Source organism: Rhizobium sp. IY2 (assembly GCF_047532935.1).
GTDB classification, from domain to species: Bacteria; Pseudomonadota; Alphaproteobacteria; order Rhizobiales; family Rhizobiaceae; genus Rhizobium; species Rhizobium anhuiense.
In genome coordinates, this window is sequence record NZ_JBLKNU010000004.1 from 334,654 (window position 1) to 353,775 (window position 19,122).

Consider the following 19,122-nt stretch of genomic DNA (forward strand, 5'->3'; position numbering starts at 1 on the left):
ACCTTCAGTGTTGCAGGATTTTGCCAAGGAAGGCTTCGGTTCGTGGGTTGTGTTTTCCCGCGAAAAACTCCTCGCTCGGACGATCCTCGACGATCTCGCCCTGATCGATGAAAATCACGCGTGTCGCCACCCGGCGGGCAAATCCCATCTCATGGGTGACGACCATCATCGTCATGCCGTCCTTTGCCAGTCCGGTCATGACGTCGAGCACTTCGGAAATCATCTCTGGATCAAGCGCGGAGGTCGGCTCGTCGAAGAGCATGGCGAGCGGATCCATCGCGAGCGCCCGCGCGATCGCCACGCGCTGCTGCTGCCCGCCGGAGAGTTGGCTTGGATATTTTTTCGCGTGGTCCGTCAGCCCGACGCGATCAAGAAGCGCCATGGCCTTGGTGTGAGCTGCCGTTTCGCTGCGGCCAATGACAATCTTCTGCGCCAGCATGATATTGTCGATGATCGTCAGATGAGGAAACAACTCGAAGTTCTGGAAGACCATACCTACCCGCGTGCGAAGGTTCGGCAGGTCGGTCTTCGGGTCGCCGACTTCGATACCATGCACCCGGATCGAACCTTCCTGAAACTGCTCGAGCCCATTGACGCATTTGATCAATGTCGATTTGCCCGACCCCGAGGGACCGCAGACAACCACGACCTCACCGCGTTCGACGTTCACCGAGCAGTTCTTAAGGACAGCGAACTGTCCATAATATTTGGTAACGCCAGTGATCTCAATCATGCCCGGCCTTTCTGGAAACGCGCGATGGAAAAGGGTTGCAAGGCTCTATCGGTCTCGCGACCGAGAACGAGCCGAGATGTTAACTGGCCGACGATCGGGCCGAGCGTATAGCCGTTTGAAGTGACGGCGTTGAAGAACCCCGGCATTGACGGATGTTCGCCGAGGATCGGCGCACCGTCGATGTTGATGTTCATCGCCGCCCAGCTTCGGATGACGTGAAGTTTGCGCAGAGCAGGAACGACGTGCTGGGCAACCCAAAGGTTCCCCTCAAGGCTCGACAGCAGCGGGCGTGGATGTTGATGGACGGGATCGAGGCCTGCGGTCCAGCCACCGCCGATGATGAAGTTCCCGTTTGCCGCCTGCTTCAGGGTCAAATGGCGGTCGGCATGGGCGACGAGACACGAGATCAAAGGTGCTGCGGCCTCGGTAACCACCATCTGCAGCGGAGCACCAAAGACCGGCACGTCGACACCGAGCATCGCGCCGATCCTTGAAGCGAAGGCTCCGGCTGCATTGACGATGCGTCTTGTCCGCAAGATGCCCCTCGATGTCTTGACCTCGAACCCGTCGTCCGAGGTTCTTATTCCGGTGACCTCGCAATTTTCGAAGACTTGCGCGCCGTCTCGCCGTGCCGCCTCCAATATATATTGCGTAGCGACGAGAGGATTGATCTTGCCCTCCTGGGAGCAGTAGGCAGCGCCGACGAAATGAGAAGACAGAGCAGGCTCCAGGCAGCGCAGTTCCTCTTGCCCGATCAAGCGGCAATCGATCCCGGCCGCGCACTCCACCCTGACCTTTTCCGCCAGAAAACGCATGTGGTCATTGGTTTCGGCCACCATGAGGCCGCCTGTAACCTTCATCTCGAAATCCTGTCCGAGCTCGCTTTGCAGCGCGGCCCAAAGAGCGATTGAATCACGCTGGAGGGGAAGTGTTTGAGCGGCCGCTCCGCCGCCACCTTCGGCACGGGCACCGTGGTCGAAGGAAAGCAACTGGGCATGAAGGCTTCCTGCATTACCTCCAGATGCCAGCGAGTTCGCAAAAGCGCGCTCCACCACCACAACGTCCTCGCCTTCCCTGGCAAGGAAGAGCGCCGTCGAAAGGCCCGCAATGCCTGCGCCGATTACCAGCGTGGACGGTTCCGTCACCGGCAAAGCTTGAGAATTCGCCACTGGGGGTTTTTCCGGCAAAAGTGCGCGCTTGTGGCCGCCCCATTCCGGCTTTTCGACCGCAAGCGCCGCCAGCGGAATAGGTCGAAGTGGCATTTGCGGAGCCAGAAAACCGCTTGTTTCGCCAGTGAGGTGCCGTTCTTTCGTGACGTCAGCGATCGCTTTGCCGCAGTAGCGGCTCTGACATCGCCCCATGCCCGCACGCGACAGGCGCTTTAATGTCGAAATGTCCTGCGCACTATTTGCGCTGAGCGTCCTCAAGACACCGTAAGTCACCCCTTCGCAACGGCAGATCAATGCATCGTCTGGCAGAATTGCCGTCTTTGTCTCTGCATCGTCCTTCGGCGCAAAGACCTGCCAAAGGGCTTCTTGAAACCGTCGATGGCGGGCAAGCCTTTTCACCACGCTTTCGTCAGTTTGGACAAGGAGGCCCAGTTTTCGCGCAATCGCCGCGGCGGCGATCTGCCCTTCTGCCATCGCAACATGCGCGCCGCCGAAATGCGCCGCTTCACCGACAACATGCACGTTTGCAAGCGTTGTCTGACCGTCGAGATCTCGCACTGCCCGCAGATCGCCGCCGACGACCTCATGGCCGCAGCCGAGCAGCCGGGACAGCTCATTGGAGGATGCGAAATTGCCGCCGATAAGGACCGTGTCAGCTTCGAGATTGGTCTCACCGCTTGGTCCGGCGAAGGTGACGCTCTCCACACACTGAGAACCGTTGATCGAGGTAAGCACGCTATTCCAGCCTATCTTGACGCCCGCGGACCTGAGCGTTGATATCTGGCGCAATCCGTGACGGGCGAGAGCGGGATCCGTTGTCAGAAGGCCGAGGGCTGCGACAGGCCGAGACCACGGTGGCGGTGCTGCTTCCAGCAAAGCGACTATGGAGGCTCCCGCCTTTCGAAGTTCGTTTGCGACCTGCATATTCAAAGGACCGTTTCCGGCGATGATGATCCTTCGGCCGGGAACGGTTCCATAGCTCCTCAGCAACGTCTGGGCGGCCCCTGTTGTCATCGCACCAGGAAGTGTCCAACCCCTCACTGGCGTTGGGCGTTCGTAGGCCCCCGTCGCGATGATGAGTATTTTCGGCTTGCAGTAAAACGCATGGCCGGACCCATAGCAGGCGATAATAGGCGAACCGTCGTCGTCACGTGCGGCACCCCACACCACTGTAGCGGTTAGAAATGTCACGCCATGGTCGCGCACTTCCCCTATAAGCGCTGCGCCGGATAAAGCCTGCTCGTCGCCACTCAATCGCTCGGCAGCGCTGCGTGTCGAGGGTTGCTTGAAATACTGCCCGCCGGCAGACGGCCGTTCATCAATGACAGTCACCTTGGCGCCGGCCGCAGCAAGGACCTTAGCTGCGGCCAGTCCCGCAGGCCCCGCTCCGACAATGAGAACGTCCATCGTCTTTGTCGCTAAGGAATGCGGCACACTGCAGAGATCGGCAATCTGACCAGTGGCAAGGTCGGGCCGCGCAGCAGGACGCAGGACCTGCATGTCCTCGCCGACGATGGTCATGCAGGCCCGCTGGCTGACTTTCCCGTCGATCGTCACGAGGCAATCGTGACAGACACCCATTCCGCAGAAGAGGCCACGGCCTTCGCCTTTGATGCCTCGGGAAAATTCATGCCGCCCCGTCGCCTCGATGGCAGCGGCAACAGACATGCCCTTTTCGGCAAATATCTGCAGACCGTCGACTGAGAGCCTGACCCGCGCATCGTCGGGTCTCAAGCTCTGGTTTATGGAAGCGACGGGCATCATGGAATTCCTCAGGCGCCGAACCTCAGACCGAAATCGGCCACCAGCGTCTTCATGGCGGCGTCCTGCGCGGGCGGCAACGGTAGGCGCGGCGGCCGCGGCAGGCCTGCGCCAAATCCCATGTGGGTCAGCAGTGACTTCGTTCCTGCGACATAGGCCTGGCCGCCGACCGCCTGAATGACGGGCAACCATTTGAGGTAAAGCTCTCTTGCCTCATCGAACTTTTTCTCATTTGCAACAAGTTCGAAGATCCGCGCCATCGGTCCTGGCGCAACATTTGAAGCCACTGCCACCCAGCCCTGCGCACCCATAACGAAAGACTCAAACCCGAGAATACCGCCAAACACAGTCATATCGTCGCCAGCCAGCCGGATGATATCGCGCACGCGTGTCACTTCGAGGGTGGACTCCTTGATATAGTCGCAGCCGTCGATTTCGGCGATGCGCTTGACCAACTCCGGCGTCAGGTCGACGTTTGCGGTCGCGGGATTGTTGTAGACCATAATCGGGATGGCCACGGCAGACGCAATGCTCTTGTAGTGATGAACGAGTTCGTCATCCGTTGGGGTGGAATAGAACGGCGGAATAATCATGACACCGTCAGCTCCCATTGCCTCGGCCTTGACGCTAAGGCGAATGGACTCCCGCGTATCTTCCGCTCCCGTGCCGATCAGAACAGGCACTCGTCCCGCGACAGTTTCTATGACGATCCTCGCCACACTATCGCGCTCATCCTCGCTGAGCGATAGAAACTCACCCGTCGATCCAAGAGGGATCAGGCCATGGATACCTTCCTTGACCTGCCAGTCGGTAAAGGCAGCCAGCCCCTTCAAATCTACCGCGCCGCTGGGATCCAAGGGCGTAATCATCACGGTGTAGACACCGCGGAACGTCTTCTGCATTTGAAAATCCTGGTTCTAGCGCTTCTCGTTAATGGAAAGCCGAGATCCGGCTTGACCGAGACGCTTTTCGATGTGGCTCTGGAAGAAGTCCCAGAGTGTTGTGAGGAGGAGGTAATAAATCGCCGCGACAGCAAACAGTTCGAGCACCATGAACCGCTCCTGGATGAGAACCTGAGTCCGGCGAAGGAGTTCTTCGACCGAGATGACGGAGGTGACAGAAGTCGTTTTCAAGAGACCGTTCACCGAATTGCCGAGAGGCGGAACAATCACTTTGAAGGCTTGCGGCATCACGATGTAGCGCATGATCTGACGCTCCGTCATGCCGAGCGCGCGCGCTGCCCTGGTCTGGCCTTCCGGCACGGCTTCGATACCGGCGCGAATGATCTCCGCGAGATAAGCTGCCTCGTTGAGAGCCAATCCGAGCAACGCCGCTTCTATGACGGTGAACTTGATGCCGAACAGCGGAAGCGCCGTATAGATCGCAATCAACTGTACGAGAAGCGGCGTGCCGCGAAAAAGCCAGATATACGCCTTGGCAATGTAGTATGGCACCCGCCGCGACGATCGCCGCATCAATGCAAGAACAAAGCCCAGAATAAGCCCCGCAACCAACGAGACGATGGTGAGCCAAACGGTCGTGAACACCCCGCCAAGTATAAAGGGGTTGAACAGATACCCGAAAAAACCAGACCAGTTCCAAAGCGACATGAAGACGACTTTCTGCGAGAGGTTTGGCGCGACGTGGTCGCGTCCCGCCTCATCTCTAAACGATCTGTGAAATCAGTTCAGCGACCGGGGCCTTTGACCGAATAGTCACCCGCGACCATCGGCAGACCGTATTTGTCAAAGAGCGCCTTCAGAGATCCATCCGCCTTCATGTCTTTCAACGTCGCAGACACGGCATCAGCCAAAGCCGGGCTTTTGAATGCGACAGAAACCGGAGCGGGGTAGAGGCCACTGATTGCCCGTTTGAAGTCCCCGCGAGAATCGTACTCCTTGGCGACGGCGTCGATCGACACGACACCCTGCACCTGGCCCGCCCGCAGAGCCTGGTAGGCCAGGGCGAAATTATCGAACGTCTGGATGGTCAAGCCTTCTTTGCCAGCGTCACGCAGTTCCTTGTCGAGAAGGCGTGTCTTTGTTTCCTCGAAACCACCAATTTCGACACCGATCGTCATGCCGGCAAGATCATCTTTTGCGGCGACGTTTTTCTTCGAATCTGGTGCCACGGAGATGCTGATGGCCTGATCTTCATAGGGGATCATCTGCATGATCTTGGCGCGTTCTTCGGTGAAGAAAATGCCCGTATTGATCATGTCCCAGCGGGCAGCCTGCAGGCCCGGAACCATCGCGGAGAATTCGATGCGGACATATTCGGGCTCAAGGCAAAGGCGCTTGGCGATCTCTTTGCCGAGGTCGATGCGCATGCCCTTCAGATCACCCGTGGAGTCGATGAATTGGAGCGGCGGAAGCGTTGGATTGGTCGACATGACGAGCGTGCCGGGCTTGATCAACTCGCCTGCCGCCACTTTTGGTTCGCAGGATTGAGCGAAGGCAAAAGACGCTGTGATCGACAGGAAGGACGCGGAAAGAATGCTGCGAGAGAAGTGTGAACGGAGCATGGAGAGCCTCTGGAGTTCGGTTCTTTATCGTTGGATCCCAACCTTGCATTCAAGTGGGATCCCACTTTTATACAAAAGTTCACCGTTGATGCAAGTGCATTCTCAATTCATCGATTCAGTAGTTTGCTAGGACGCCCTGACGTACGACTTCGAGATGATCGGTCATGGCTTGGCGAGCCGCCTCGGCATCGCTGGAGGCCAAGGCAAGCAGGATCGCTCGATGTTCTCGCACGCCCGGCTTCGCGCGTACGACAGGCAGCTGTCGCTCGAAGATCGTTGTGTAGCGCCGCATCTCCGCGATCGTGGTTGCCATAAAGGGGTTGCGGCTCTCGCTTGCGATATAGTTGTGAAGCGCATCGTCAAACGCCCAGACTACCTCAGGGTCAGGTTCGGGGTCGTCCTCGATCTCGTCAAGCATCCTTGTCAAAGCGTCCAGTTCAAGTCGCGAAACGTGGGGACTGGCGAGCGCGGCCGCAGTTGGTTCGAGCAGCATCCTCATGGTGAGGCTGTCAAGGTAGTCCTTGAGACTGATGACCCTGACCGAGAGAACGCCTTTTTCGTTTCTGACAAGAAGTCCTTCCCCTTCGAGACGTCCCAGCGCGTGACGCATAGGAGAACGCGAAACAGCATGTTTGGTCGCCAGGCGACGTTGCTGGACGACCGATCCCCCCGCGAGCCTGGCTGATAGAATATCGGCCAGCAGGGAACGGTAGGTTTCGTCAGCAAGGCTGGAGTCGCCAACTTCATTCAGACCATCGTCCATCTGCACTCGTTCCAGTCCTTTTCCAAATCGGCTATCATATGTAACAAGTGATCGCGTAAGGAAAGCACGATGCCGCGTCGAGCGGCCAACGACCTAAAGAACAAGGAAATGGCAAACGGTGACAGACGCCTTAGAGGCCTCGGGTCGGAAAATTGCGGAGAAAGGGCAGCATAATCTTGCATCGCTGACCTACAAGGCCGTGTCCGACATGATCCGGCATCGCCGGCTGAAAGGCGGGCATGTCATCGTTGAGGCAAGGCTTGCCGAGACACTTGGGATTTCGAGGACGCCGCTGCGGGAAGCGCTGCAGAGGTTGGAGGGCGAAGGCCTGGTTCGCAAGGGCGACGGCCGAAACTACGTCGTGCGACAGGTGGATGTCGGCGAGTATCTTCAAAGCTTGAAACTGAGGTTGTTGATCGAACCTGAAGCAGCAGTACTGTCGATAAACGCTATTCCGCGACGACTTTTGATGAGCGTCCGGCAGGAAATCCACGACCTTCTGGACGCCACGGCGTATCACACAGACGCCCATTGGTTCTCGGACGACAATCTCCATAATATGATCATCGATCATTGCGGCAACGCGGTAATGGCCAAGGTACTACGGGAGCTTCGGGCGACCACGCGTCTCTTCGAAATTGACCGCCTGAAAGATCGCCTGAAGCCGGACTCCACGGAACACCTCGTTATCATCGAGGCGATCGACCGGGGCGACGTCGAGGAAACTCGCCGAGCTGTCGCCCACCACATCGAAAGCTTAATCGCATTTACCCGGATGCATCTACACGTCGCTGACCTCTAGCGATCGAGTGGACCGTAGGAGCAAGCCCGGTGAAACGATGATGGAGCCTCAATCAGAGGCTTTTGTTCGAGTCAAAGTCCTCGATGCCTCGATCAGCCATCTTCTTTTCGCTGGGCATCGCCCGGACCAAAAGACGTCAGCCGGCGATCAAGGCGCCTTCATAGACCATCGTCGCGGCGGCAAGATCAGCCAACGCCGTTCCGACTGCCTTGTAGAGCGTGATCTCGTCGTTGGACGTCCGCGCCGGAATATCCCGGCGGCACAGCTCGTCAAGTGTCGCACGCACTGCATCTGTAGACATGACGCCAGCCCTGATCGGCTGAACCAGATCGCCCGCTTCGTGAAGGGCTTCGTGCGTGTCGATATAGACCGAGGAGCGCCGAAGCGCTTCGTCATCGGCCTCGCGCATCGCCGGCGTGAAGCCGCCGATCAGATCGACATGGGTGCCCGGCTTCAGCCATTCGCCTCGGATAAGCGGTGCGGTCGCCAGCGTCGCTGCGCTGACGATATCGGCTTGCCGCGTCCCGGCTTCCAGATCCGTGACGGCGGTGGCCTGGAGGCCGCGTCGTCGGAGGCTCTGCGCCAGCCGTTCCGCGCTGGCGGGATCGATATCCCAGATATCGACATGCGCGATCGGCCGGACGGCGCGGTAGGCATCGGGTATGAGGCTCGCGACGCGGCCTGCGCCGATCACCAGCAGACGGTGCGCGTCCTTTCGGGCAAGATAATCCGCGGCAAGGGCCGATGCCGCCACCGTACGGCGCGCCGTGATCGTGTTACCGTCAAGGAGCGCAAGCTGCATCCCGGTCCGGCCATCATAGAGCATGTAGGTCGAGGTCAAACCGGGAATGCCGCGCGCCGTGTTTCCGGGAAAGACGGTAACGATCTTGATGCCAAGGTAGCGCTCCGACCGGTGCGTTTCATGCCAGGCCGGCATCAGAAGCTGGGTCGCATCCGGCTCGCCGCTATTGGCTATCGTGTGGTGATGCCGTACCGGCACAACACAGCCTTCGGCAAATGCTTGCCGCAAAGTCGCAACCAGCGCGTCGAAAGGCAGAAACTCGCCCGTTGTCCGGGCATCGAGAATACGGATTTGTGTGTCGGTCATTGAAGCGATCTCTCAGTGAGTTCTGACTGCTGGATAAAGCGAGTTCTGTGTGATTGAACGAGGCCGCGTCGCCGCTGCGCGGCGCACCAGCTTTTCAACCGGCATCGGCCCTTTGGACACTCCGTTGCGATCGGAATGCGGGGCAACTCGGCACCGCTCAGCCAAACGCCGCCTTCTTCTCCAGAATTCTGGCGTATTGCGTCAGCGGATAGCACAGGGCGAAGAAGATCACGGCGACGAGACCGTAGACCTTGAACGGTTCGAAGGTCGCGTTGTTGATGGCGTTTGCGGTCTTCAGCAGTTCTTCGAAGCCGAGGATCGAGGCCAGTGCGGTGCTCTTGATCAACTGAACCAAGAACCCGACGGTCGGCGCGCGCGTGATCCGGAAAGCCTGCGGCAGGATGACAAGGCGAAGTTCGAGGAGACGGTGCAAACCCAGGCTGGCTGCGGCGTCCCATTGTCCGCGCGGCACCGCCTCGACGCCGCTCCGCCAGATTTCGGCCAGATAGGCGCTGGCATAGAACGTCAGGCCGCAGACGGCGGCAGTCCATGACTCGATGCGGAAACCCAGCATCGGCAGGCCGAAGAACATCAGAAAGAGCTGCATCAGGAGCGGCGTTCCCTGAAACAGGGCAATGTAGCCGGACGCGAAGCTGCGCGACCAGCGCGTTTTCGATATCCGTGCAGAGAGGATCGCCAGGCCAACGATGGCGCCGCCGACAAAGGCTGCGAGCGAAAGCAGCAGGGTCCAGCGTGTTGCGAAGACAAGATTGCGCAGAATGTCCCAGAAGGTGAACTCAATCATGCCAGACCGGCTCCCAGAAAACGGCGTTTCCCGGCGAAAAGAAGCCGGCGAAGTGCGGCGGACATCGAAAGGTAGATCAACGTCGCCACCAGATAGGTCTCGAAGGAGCGGAAGGTGCGCGACTGAAGCAGATCGGCCTCCTGCGCCAGCTCGCGGACGGATATTTGCGAAACCACCGCCGATTCCAGCATCATGATGATGATCTGGCTCGTCAGCGCCGGAAAAATGATGGCGAGCGCTTGCGGCAGAATGATCTTGAAGAACACCAGCCGAGGTCTGAGGCCGAGTGCCTGTGCCGCCTCCTTCTGGCCTCTCGGTATGGCATCGAGCCCGGCCCCGACCACCTCGATCGTGTAGGCCGCCATGTTGAGGGTCATGGCAAGAACTGCGGCAGAGATCGGATCAAGGCGAATGCCGAGGCTGGGCAAGCCAAAGAAGATGAAGAACAGCTGCACCAGGAATGGCGTATTGCGCATGACTTCCACATACAGGCCGACGGCCTTGCGCAACCATGGATAAGGTCCCCGGCGCGCGGCCGCGCCGAGAACGCTGAGAACGATCCCGAGGACCGATGTGGAGGCCGTCAGTGCAAGCGTCGTGCCCGCGCCATAAGCCAGAGCGCCCATTCCGTCCCATAGCCAATTGAAATCGAGGCTGTATCTCATCGCTTGTCCTTTGGAGCCGGATGACCTGGGCTGGGTCGGCCCGAAATCTCGATCCGCCTCTCAACCAAAGAATTGGAGCATGATGCCGCCGGAATCGCTTGCGGTTTTCGACATCATGCTCTGGTGAGGGGGTGGCCGACCTCAGTCCTTCAGGTTTTCAGGGTTGAGCGGTGCTTTCAGCCAGCTCTTCGAGCTTGCGTCGAGTGAACCATCGGCAATCATTGCGGCGACGCTATCATTGACGGCCTTCTTCAGGCCTTCCTCGCCCTTGCGGAGTGCGATGTGCGAGGGCGAGCTGAGGAGCTGGAATTTCTGCTCCGGCTTCAGTTCGTCCTGTCGTGCCAGAACCTGCGCACCGACATCGTTGCCGACGACCATCAACTGGGTCTGGCCGGATATGAAAGCCTGGATGACCGAATTGTAGTTCTCGAAACGCTGGATCGCAGCCGAGCCGGGGGCGGCGGCGGTCAGCGAGGTGTCTTCGAGCGTCCCACGATTGACGGCAACGGTCTTGTCGGCAAGGTCTTCCTTGCCGCTCACCTTCAGCGCAGCCGGACCGATGACGGCGATATAGTAGGGGGCGTACGGGGCGGCAAAATCGATAACCTCGGCACGCTCCTTCGAATAGCCGACGCTCATCAGCAGATCGACGCGGTCGTCGTTCAGGTAGGCGATCCTGTTCTGACCAGTCACGCTCACGAGATTGAGTTTCACGCCGAGCCCGTCGGCGATCTTCTGGGCGACGTCGACGTCATAGCCTTTGATGCTCATATCGGCGCTTGCCGAAGAGAAGGGCGGGAAATCGGAGAAGATGCCGATGTTGATCTCGCCTGCAGCTTTGATATCGGCAAGTTCGTCGGCCTGTGCGGCCCCTGCCAGGATGCCGAACACGGCAATTGCTGCGGTGGCGGCGTAGCGCAATTTCATAAGAGCAGTCATGTCGTTCCCCTTTTTGAGACGTCTTGTGCGACAGGTGATGGATGGCAGCGGACACGAGGCACGCTGCCGGTGTGAAGCTGGTTCTCAGGTCACGTTTGTCCTGGCCGCGGGACTGAACATCGCGAGGCACAGGAGTTCGAACAGGACCTGCGCGGCGATCTGCGCGGTGTTGGTGGTGTTGTCGTATTGCGGCGCGATTTCCACGACGTCGCCGCCGATGAGGTTGATGCCTTTGAAGCCGCGCAGCAGGGTCAAGGCCTCCCTCGGCTGAAGCCCGCCCACTTCTGGCGTGCCGGTTCCCGGAGCGAAGGCCGGATCAAGGCTGTCCACGTCGAAACTGAGATAGGTCGGACCGGCGCCGACAACCTCCAGAGCCTTTGCGATCACGGCCTTGAGACCCATCTCCGCCACCTCTTCTGCGTGGATGACGGTCATGCCGGAGGCAAAGGAGAACTCCCAGAGATATTCGCCGCCGCCGCGGATGCCGATCTGGATCGTCCGCTTCGGATCGAGCACGCCCGCCAGAACCGCCTCGCGGAACGGCGCGCCGTGATGGAACTTGGAGCCCTCATAGGGACCTGCGGTGTCGCAATGAGCGTCGATGTGGATCATGCCTACCGGCCGGCTGGCCGCCAGGCCCTTGAGAATGGCGCCGGAGATCGAATGGTCGCCGCCGACCGACAGCGGAATAACCCCGGTTGCCGCGATCATCCGGTAGCAGGCCTCGATATCGGCATGGCATTCGGCCAGGCCGAACCGGCTGCGCATCGGCACGTCGCCGACATCGGCGACTTTCAACCCTCCCATCGGCGCGACACGCAGAACATGCTCGTAGGGGCCGACACGCTCGATCGCCCGGACGGCCCGCGGCCCCAGCCGCGCGCCGGCGCGATTGGTGACGCCGAGGTCCATCGGCACGCCGATCAGAGCCACGTCAAGCGCCTCAAGCACCTCGGGCCGCAAGCCGTTCTCGATGAAACGGGCGTCCAGAAAGGTCGCAGGATCGGCAAAGGGCCATTTGCGGCTGTCGCCGTCCTTGAACACGCTCGCCGCCACGGCGCGGAAGTGCGGATCTTCCATCTCCCCGCCTGCGGCGCTGCCGAAGCGCTTTCTCAAGTTTTCCAGAAAATCCCGATCAATGGTCAAGGCAGGCTCCCACGTATTGATGCAGCCGTCATCATCAGCGCCGCACGCTTCTCTTGGAACCGCGAAAATTCGAGAGGGGATATAACGATTGCTGATAGCTCGGATCCGCCGAGGCGCCGCGATGCGGGTTGTGCATTCATCGGTATGTTCAGAAAACTTTATAACCCGGCGAGAATTTTCCCACTACCGCGGTCGGCAACCTCCCAGCAGTCTCCGATACGAACGGTCCGGCAGAGGGCCGACAACAAAGGGAACCTACCATGTTGCACGATATGACACGCCGCCGCTTCCTCGGATCCGCCGCTGCCGCGGGGATTGCCGGCACGATGACCGGGTTTGCGAGATCCGCCGCAGCCGGCAGCGGCAATCTGACCGCCGTTGAATGGGGCGGCGATGTCGTCGAGGCCATGAAGCAGATTGCCGCCGACCAGAATGCGGCGACGTTCAACTGGGTTCTCCATCAGGGCGGCGCGGGCGCGATCCTGCCAAAGATCAAGGCCGTCTGGCCGAATGTCGACTACGACTACGTCGCCGGCTGGGAGGGCTCATTCAACAGCATGGTGAAGGAGGATTGGCTCGAGACCATCAATCCTGCCGATGTTCCCAACCTTGCGAATATTCCCGAGAAAATCATCATTCGGGACGGCAAGGGGAATATCAAAGCGGTCCCACGCGCCGTTGGCGGCATGTATTTCGGCGCCCGAACCGACACGGCTCCGATCGCTGTGAAGACCATCGATGATCTGCTGAGCCCCGATCTTAAGGGGGCGATCTGCTGGCCAGGCCCGACACAGAGCATGATGCTCCAGATCGTCGCGCTCGCCCTTCACGCCGGCGGCAGTGAAACGAATATGGAACCCGGGTGGAAGCTCATGACGGAACTGGCGAAATCCGGCAATATCGGCCGCGTCGCCATCACCGATATCGATTTCACCAATTCGTTGACGTCTGGCGAGACCTCCGTCGGCTTCTTCGCTGAGCCCGGCTGGGCGGCCGTGGCGAAGAACTTCCCGGTTACGCGTTTCACCAAGGACAGCAACTTCAAGGCCTTCCTCTACCAGAGCGGTTTCGGCGTGCTGAAGAATAGGCCGAACACCAAGGCAACGCTCGATTTCGTCAACTTCGCGATCAGCCCGGACATGAACTCGCTCTACGCCAAGGTGGCGGGCGAAGCGCCGTTGAACAGCAAGGCGGTCACCCCCGACAATCTCAAGCATCTGTCCTTCACGCCGGACGAGTTTTCGAGCTTCGTCTATGTGCCGGACTACAATGTCGTTCTCGAACAGCAGGATGCCTGGTCCAAACGCTGGGAACAGGACATTGCTCCGTTGCTCTAAGGCACCTCGCGGCAGGTTATCGAAGGCGCGACGCGGGCTTCGATAACCTCCCTTTCTCATGCCCCGCAAGGGCGAGGAAAAGGCTGTTCCACCATGACCAAAGCAAGGCGGCAACCCGTTGCCATTTCTATTCCTGATCGCCGAGATGTCGCCCTGACGCTCGGACCAGCCCTGCTGGTGTTCGCCTTCGGTTTTCTGTCGCCATTAGTCAATCTGGCAATCGAAAGCTTGAAGGAGTTTACGCCGGGGCGCGTCGGTTCCGTTGAAAATGCCGCGGCGACAGTTCAAAACTACTATGAGCTGGCAAACCAGGCGTTTGCGAGCGTCCTGCTGACGACTTTCTGGATCGGTGGAGCTGCCGCGATCATCGGCCAGCTCGTGGCATTCCCGCTGGCCTACTTCATCGTACGGCGCATTTCCCCGCGGATGCGGGCGCTCACTCTCGGCTTTTTGATTACGCTTGTTCTCTCCAGCGTCCTGATCAAGACCTATGCGATCGAACTGACCTTCGGGTCGGTCGGCATCTTCCGCCCCTTCCTCTTGACACTTGGCCTTTCGCCCAACAGCCGCGAATATATCAATATCGTCGTGACTGCGGGTCTGGTTCACTCGATCATACCGGTCGCAACGCTGACGCTGATTGGCGCGATGCAATCGATCGATCCGCGTCTGCTCGATGCAGCCCAGTCGCTCGGCGCGCCGGGATGGAAAGCCCATCTGTCGATCACGCTTCCCCTGAGCTTCCCGGCTCTGATCTCAAGCACGCTTGTCTCGCTGACTTTCGCGATCAGCGCCTTCGTCATTCCCATGGTGCTCGGGAGGGGCCGGGTGCTTTTCATATCGAACGTCATCTACACCCGGTTCAGCGATATCGCCAACTATCCGAGCGGCGCGGCGATCTCGCTCGTCATGCTTGCGGCGGCGTTGGCGGTGGTCGCTGTCATAACGTTTGCGCAGGCCTGGAAGGTTTCCCGATGAGCAGACAGTCTCTTGCAGCGCGAACCGGAGACCGGATCGCCGTTTCCCTTGCCTACGGTGTCATCGGCCTTGGATTGGCGTTCCTCGCCATCCCGTTGGTGATAACATGCATCATGGCTTTCGACGCCAGGACCTACCTTGGTCCAATGCCGCCACCTGCCTTGTCGCTTCACTGGTTCGAACGGCTGGTTTCCCAGGCGGATATCCTTACCAGCCTACGCACCAGCCTCATCTTGGCGGTACTCACGACGGTTCTGTCCGTCACGATTGGAACTGCGGCGGCTGTTGGCCTTGCCCGTGGCAATTTTCCAGGAAAGGCGGCGCTGACTTCGGTCTTTCTCTCGCCACTCATCGTCCCGCCCGTCGTCATTGGATTCGGCCTGCTGCTTTTTCTTTCCAAGGCCGGCATCACGAATGGTATGGCGCGCCTGCTCCTCGGCCACGTGATCGTGACGTTGCCCTATTGCATAAGGACCAGTCTCGCCAGCCTTCTCGGCAGCGATCAACGATTGACGGAAGCCGCAATGGTTCTCGGCGCCACCGAGCGCCAGGCCTTCTGGACCATTACCCTGCCGCTCATGCGGACGGGCGTCGTCACCGGGGCGATCTTCGCCTTCGCCATTTCAATAGATGACGTATCGATCAGTCTCTTTCTGAGCGATCCGTCCGCAACGACCTTGCCTGTTACGCTGGTCAGCAACATGCGGGCGGCTTTCGACCTGACGATCGCTGCGGCGGCCGTGGTCCTGATTGCCGTCACCGCGTTGCTGATCGTCGTGCTGGACCGGGTCGTCGGCTTCGACACTGTCGTCGGCCAGGGTTTGTTTCGTTCTTGAGGACAATACGATGATTTCTGCCGTGGAATTTCAAGGGGTCAGCAAGCGCTTCGGCGAAACCGTCGCCCTCGGTAATATCTCCTTCTCGGTGAATCCAGGTGAAACAATCGCACTGCTCGGACCAAGCGGCTGCGGCAAGACCACCATTCTTCGGCTCATTGCCGGATTCGAGCGGCCCGACAAAGGCTCGATCTTGATCGACGGCGAGCCGATGGCCGGATTGAAACCCTATGAGCGCAATGTCGGGCTGCTGTTCCAGCATTACGCTCTTTTCCCGCATATGACCGTCGAACAGAACATCGGCTACGGACTTCGCCATCGCAACCATCCGCCGGAGCAAATACCTCGCCGCATTGCCGAGATGCTTGAGCTCGTCCGGCTCGTCGGTTTCGGACAGCGGCGGCCGCACCAGTTGAGCGGCGGCCAGCAGCAGCGTGTTGCGCTGGCGCGGGCGCTTGCCACCCATCCGAGCCTTGTTCTTCTGGATGAGCCCTTGTCGGCCCTCGACGCCAAGCTTCGGCATGAGTTGCGCACTGAATTAAAGGATGTGCTCGCCGCGGTCGGCTCGACCGCAATCGTGGTAACCCACGACCAGGAAGAGGCGATGAGCCTGGGAGAGCGCATATTCGTGATGAACCGTGGAGCAATCATGCAATCCGGCAGGCCGGATGATGTGTATTGGCGTCCAGACTCGCGTTTCGTCGCGGATTTCATGGGACGGACGAATTGGATTCACGGCTCGATTTTGGCAGCGGGCGGATCGGCGCGCAAATTTCGCTCCGAATCCGGCTGGGAGTTTCCGGTCGCGTCCACGGGAAGCCTTTCCGGTGCCGCCGAGATTTGCGTGAGGCCGGAAAGCGTCGAGATATCGTCCGGCGCTCCGGGAGCCGGGGCCATGCCCGGACGCGTTGCCGACGTTGTGACACTAGGTGCGTTCAGGCATATCGTTCTGGACCTCGTCAGCGGTGACCGCATAATCTCGGCTTGCCCTAACCGTCCAGACATAGCCTTCGCTCGCGGGCAGGAGATCAGCGTTTCCATTCCGCCGGAGGCATGCGTCCTCTTCGCGCGATAAGCTGGCATTGACGGGACGCAGCTTGCGCTGCGCCCCGGGCAAAGGATCGCCGGTTGCCGGAAGAACATGGTTCGTCCAATATCCGCTTATCGGCAGAGAAGCCCTCGGCTCTCGAGCGCCACAAAGTATGGAATGCGGCTCCTGATGCTTGATCTTGATTCCTATCTGCTTCGTGCATTTCTGACCGTCGCGGAGATCGGCACCGTCAATGGAGCAGCCGCCAAGCTGAACAGAACGCAGGCGGCGGTGAGCATGCAGATCCGCAAGCTGGAGGAGCTTGTCGGCGTTACGCTGTTTTCGCGTTCGTCAAAAGGCCTCGAGCTCACGAGCCATGGGCAGATCATGCTGGCTTATGCCCGCGAAATGGTCGCCCTCAGCGACGAGGTCGAGAAAAGGCTGACAGGCAAGATGATCGAGGACCGCATCCGCCTCGGCGTCGTTGAGGACTTCGCAGCCGGCCACCTGATCGACATTCTTAGCGACTTCAGAGCCCAGAACCCGAAGGTCGAGATCGATATCATCGTCGAGCCGAATCGCCGCCTCGCCAGCCTGTTTGAAGACAGGAAGCTGGATCTCGTGGTTTGCGACATCACCTGCCTCTCGCGAAAACCGACCCTGATCTGGACCGAATATTTGATGTGGACGGTCAGATCCGACTTTGTGGCGGATGCGGAAAAACCGCTTCCCATCATTATGTTCGAGGAGGAGTGTCCCTGGACGCTCCCGACGATTGCCGCTCTGTCTCAGCGGAACATCAAGTGGAAGACGGCGTGCGTCGCATCGACGCTGGTGGCCATGGCGACCGCGGTTCGCGTCGGTATCGGTATCGCACCGATGATGCTCAACACGAAACCGGAGGGCTGCCGGACGCTTGACAAATCGGCGGATCTGCCCGGGCCGGTGCGCATCGAGATCGGTCTCTATGCTCAGTCCGAGACGGCCGAGGGCGCGCGCTACCTTGTGGACTTCATTTCGCGGCATACGGCCATTTTGTCCAGCTAAAGCCTTGAGCCAACAGAATGCTTCAATCTGACCAGGAAGGCTTTAGGAGCGTTCAGCTTCTATTATATCGGCTCAACTTAATTCCCCCTACCGGAATGGCCAGCCAAGCCCCACAGTGATTCCAATGAAGGGTCGAACGGCCCAATCTCAAGCATTCATGGAAGTCGCGAATACGATGATGGGGCAAGCCAAAGTTGACGAAACTCTCCTCGCAGATGCCGCCTATCTGCCCGGTCAGGTCGCAAACCTGACGAGAGGAGCGAGCGTGACGGCGCAAACCAACGAAATACTGGAGCGCATCGATGACATGCTGCTGCGCGAAGGGACCGATAAGGCGGAGATCATTCTCGCCAACATTTGGCTCAGCGACCTTGCCTCATTCGAGGAAATGAACAGAGCCTGGGATGCCTGGATGCCGGAAAGCGGAACGCCACGGCGGGCGACGTTTGAGGACAAGAATCTCCCGCCGATGTGCGCCATCCGTATTGACGTAGCCGCGTCGCGAAAGAGTGGGGCCGGGCAAATTTGAGCCGCCGGCGTTCGTCATCTTCATATCCTTGTCAGCAAAGCTGATCAGGAAAGGCTCTAAAGCGCGTCGCGTCAAATCGGAATCATGCGACGCGCTTTAAGTCATTGTTTTATGCATGTCGTTGCCCCAAAACCGCTGTACACTTTTGGGCGACATGCATTAAGGCCGGATGATGCAGACATTGGCCTCGTAGGTGCAGGGATCGTCCTGCACGGCGACGTCGATGACCTTCGCCTTCGGCGCCAGCTGTTCAGGCCGCGGGGCCGGATAGAAACCATAGCCGTCGCCGCCGACATAGGTTCCGCCATCGACCTGATAGGCATAGGAAGAGCCGGCATAGGTGCCGCCGCTGTCGCCACCCTGCGCTTGGGGCAGGAAGAAGATGAGATTGCTGCGGGCGATGCGATTTGTCGCCGGCGATGAAAACTGTTTCAGGAACGGCATCCGCTCTTTGCGGTTGCGATACCGATAGGCATCGTCGAAACGGATGCCGCGATCGCGCCAGCCGGCACGTTCGCCGAGGAACAATCCGCCGTGGACAGCGTGGCGATGGCCGGGAAAGCGATGATCGCTGCGGCGGTCGCCGGCTTCGGCGGGCAAGGCGGCAAGTGCGGACAGGGCAAGCAGGGTGACTGCGGACAGACTGCGAAACATGGGTGGCCGGCCTCCGGAATTCCGATCCTTAACAAATCGTTAACGCCAGATTGCGCCAAAAGCCGAAGCTTGTCCATTCAGGTCCGAGCATCGGCATCAAATTTGAGCGGAAGAGACCAGTTTCTTTAGCCTGCAAACTTCCCGGTAACGCGAATCGATTAAATTAAAAGCAGACAGCGATTGTGCTTGTCGTCGGCGTTTCCGGTGATTAAACGTCGCAATTGATGCAACGCACACAGAGAATTTTGTCATTCGTGTGGTTGACTGAGCATGCTCCGAAATCCGGGAGCGCAGAG

The 19,122-nt window shown here is 59.4% G+C and carries 19 protein-coding genes; 7 read left to right on the forward strand and 12 right to left on the reverse strand.

Annotated features, from left to right (window positions below):
• Positions 1–4 precede the first annotated feature (4 nt).
• The 6 genes from ACMUVN_RS17385 to ACMUVN_RS17410 all read right to left on the reverse strand — a co-directional run bounded on the left by ACMUVN_RS17385 (position 5) and on the right by ACMUVN_RS17410 (position 6,956).
• Positions 5–733: an amino acid ABC transporter ATP-binding protein gene (locus ACMUVN_RS17385; RefSeq protein ID WP_063473796.1), complete on the reverse strand. Its 729-nt coding sequence runs from the start codon at positions 731–733 to the stop codon at positions 5–7.
• Positions 730–3,663 (reverse strand): FAD-dependent oxidoreductase, encoded by a 2,934-nt coding sequence (locus ACMUVN_RS17390; RefSeq protein ID WP_414815328.1) that lies wholly within the window; start codon positions 3,661–3,663, stop codon positions 730–732. The genes ACMUVN_RS17385 and ACMUVN_RS17390 overlap by 4 nt, the downstream gene beginning before the upstream one ends.
• Positions 3,664–3,674: 11 nt before the next feature.
• A complete protein-coding gene (gene dapA / locus ACMUVN_RS17395) occupies positions 3,675–4,565 on the reverse strand; it encodes a 4-hydroxy-tetrahydrodipicolinate synthase (RefSeq protein WP_414815329.1) in 891 nt (296 codons plus the stop codon).
• A 15-nt stretch (positions 4,566–4,580) separates the two neighbouring features.
• Positions 4,581–5,273 (reverse strand): amino acid ABC transporter permease, encoded by a 693-nt coding sequence (locus ACMUVN_RS17400; RefSeq protein ID WP_414815330.1) that lies wholly within the window; start codon positions 5,271–5,273, stop codon positions 4,581–4,583.
• 77 nt (positions 5,274–5,350) lie between these two features.
• Positions 5,351–6,187 carry an ABC transporter substrate-binding protein gene (locus ACMUVN_RS17405; protein WP_414815331.1) on the reverse strand — a complete coding sequence of 279 codons (837 nt, stop codon included), beginning with the start codon at positions 6,185–6,187 and terminating at the stop codon, positions 5,351–5,353.
• A 115-nt stretch (positions 6,188–6,302) separates the two neighbouring features.
• The gene (locus tag ACMUVN_RS17410) at positions 6,303–6,956 is read right to left on the reverse strand and encodes a GntR family transcriptional regulator (protein WP_176707326.1); all 654 of its coding nucleotides are present in this window, start codon (positions 6,954–6,956) and stop codon (positions 6,303–6,305) included.
• 112 nt (positions 6,957–7,068) lie between these two features.
• Between ACMUVN_RS17410 and ACMUVN_RS17415 the strand changes: the two genes are divergently transcribed.
• Complete coding sequence (locus ACMUVN_RS17415) at positions 7,069–7,752, forward strand: GntR family transcriptional regulator (RefSeq protein ID WP_063473790.1); 684 nt, start codon at positions 7,069–7,071, stop codon at positions 7,750–7,752.
• Between the two features lie 136 nt (positions 7,753–7,888).
• Here ACMUVN_RS17415 and ACMUVN_RS17420 read toward each other — a convergent pair whose 3' ends face one another.
• The 5 genes from ACMUVN_RS17420 to speB all read right to left on the reverse strand — a co-directional run bounded on the left by ACMUVN_RS17420 (position 7,889) and on the right by speB (position 12,415).
• The gene (locus ACMUVN_RS17420; RefSeq protein WP_414815332.1) at positions 7,889–8,860 is read right to left on the reverse strand and encodes an ornithine cyclodeaminase family protein; all 972 of its coding nucleotides are present in this window, start codon (positions 8,858–8,860) and stop codon (positions 7,889–7,891) included.
• A 157-nt stretch (positions 8,861–9,017) separates the two neighbouring features.
• Entirely contained in the window at positions 9,018–9,665 is a 648-nt protein-coding gene (locus ACMUVN_RS17425; RefSeq protein ID WP_414815333.1) for an amino acid ABC transporter permease, read from the reverse strand.
• Positions 9,662–10,330 carry an amino acid ABC transporter permease gene (locus tag ACMUVN_RS17430; protein ID WP_063473787.1) on the reverse strand — a complete coding sequence of 223 codons (669 nt, stop codon included), beginning with the start codon at positions 10,328–10,330 and terminating at the stop codon, positions 9,662–9,664. The genes ACMUVN_RS17425 and ACMUVN_RS17430 overlap by 4 nt, the downstream gene beginning before the upstream one ends.
• 141 nt (positions 10,331–10,471) lie before the next feature.
• Positions 10,472–11,269, reverse strand: a complete 798-nt coding sequence (locus ACMUVN_RS17435) for a transporter substrate-binding domain-containing protein (RefSeq protein ID WP_047615601.1) — start codon at positions 11,267–11,269, stop codon at positions 10,472–10,474.
• Positions 11,270–11,353: 84 nt separating this feature from the next.
• On the reverse strand, positions 11,354–12,415 hold the full coding sequence (gene speB / locus ACMUVN_RS17440; protein WP_063473786.1) for an agmatinase: 1,062 nt from the start codon (positions 12,413–12,415) through the stop codon (positions 11,354–11,356).
• Positions 12,416–12,675: 260 nt separating this feature from the next.
• Between speB and ACMUVN_RS17445 the strand changes: the two genes are divergently transcribed.
• From ACMUVN_RS17445 to ACMUVN_RS17470, 6 genes are all read left to right on the forward strand, one after another.
• Positions 12,676–13,752 (forward strand): extracellular solute-binding protein, encoded by a 1,077-nt coding sequence (locus tag ACMUVN_RS17445; protein ID WP_414815334.1) that lies wholly within the window; start codon positions 12,676–12,678, stop codon positions 13,750–13,752.
• A gap of 93 nt (positions 13,753–13,845) precedes the next feature.
• A complete protein-coding gene (locus ACMUVN_RS17450) occupies positions 13,846–14,730 on the forward strand; it encodes an ABC transporter permease (protein WP_063473784.1) in 885 nt (294 codons plus the stop codon).
• Positions 14,727–15,566 (forward strand): ABC transporter permease, encoded by an 840-nt coding sequence (locus tag ACMUVN_RS17455; RefSeq protein ID WP_414815335.1) that lies wholly within the window; start codon positions 14,727–14,729, stop codon positions 15,564–15,566. The genes ACMUVN_RS17450 and ACMUVN_RS17455 overlap by 4 nt, the downstream gene beginning before the upstream one ends.
• Before the next feature lie 10 nt (positions 15,567–15,576).
• Positions 15,577–16,641, forward strand: coding sequence for an ABC transporter ATP-binding protein (locus ACMUVN_RS17460; protein WP_183904474.1), 1,065 nt, complete (start codon positions 15,577–15,579; stop codon positions 16,639–16,641).
• 132 nt (positions 16,642–16,773) lie between these two features.
• Positions 16,774–17,643 (forward strand): LysR family transcriptional regulator, encoded by an 870-nt coding sequence (locus tag ACMUVN_RS17465; protein WP_174824500.1) that lies wholly within the window; start codon positions 16,774–16,776, stop codon positions 17,641–17,643.
• 175 nt (positions 17,644–17,818) lie between these two features.
• Positions 17,819–18,172 (forward strand): RidA family protein, encoded by a 354-nt coding sequence (locus ACMUVN_RS17470; RefSeq protein ID WP_047616157.1) that lies wholly within the window; start codon positions 17,819–17,821, stop codon positions 18,170–18,172.
• A gap of 159 nt (positions 18,173–18,331) precedes the next feature.
• Here ACMUVN_RS17470 and ACMUVN_RS17475 read toward each other — a convergent pair whose 3' ends face one another.
• Complete coding sequence (locus ACMUVN_RS17475) at positions 18,332–18,826, reverse strand: hypothetical protein (protein WP_414815336.1); 495 nt, start codon at positions 18,824–18,826, stop codon at positions 18,332–18,334.
• Between the last annotated feature and the right edge of the window lie 296 nt (positions 18,827–19,122).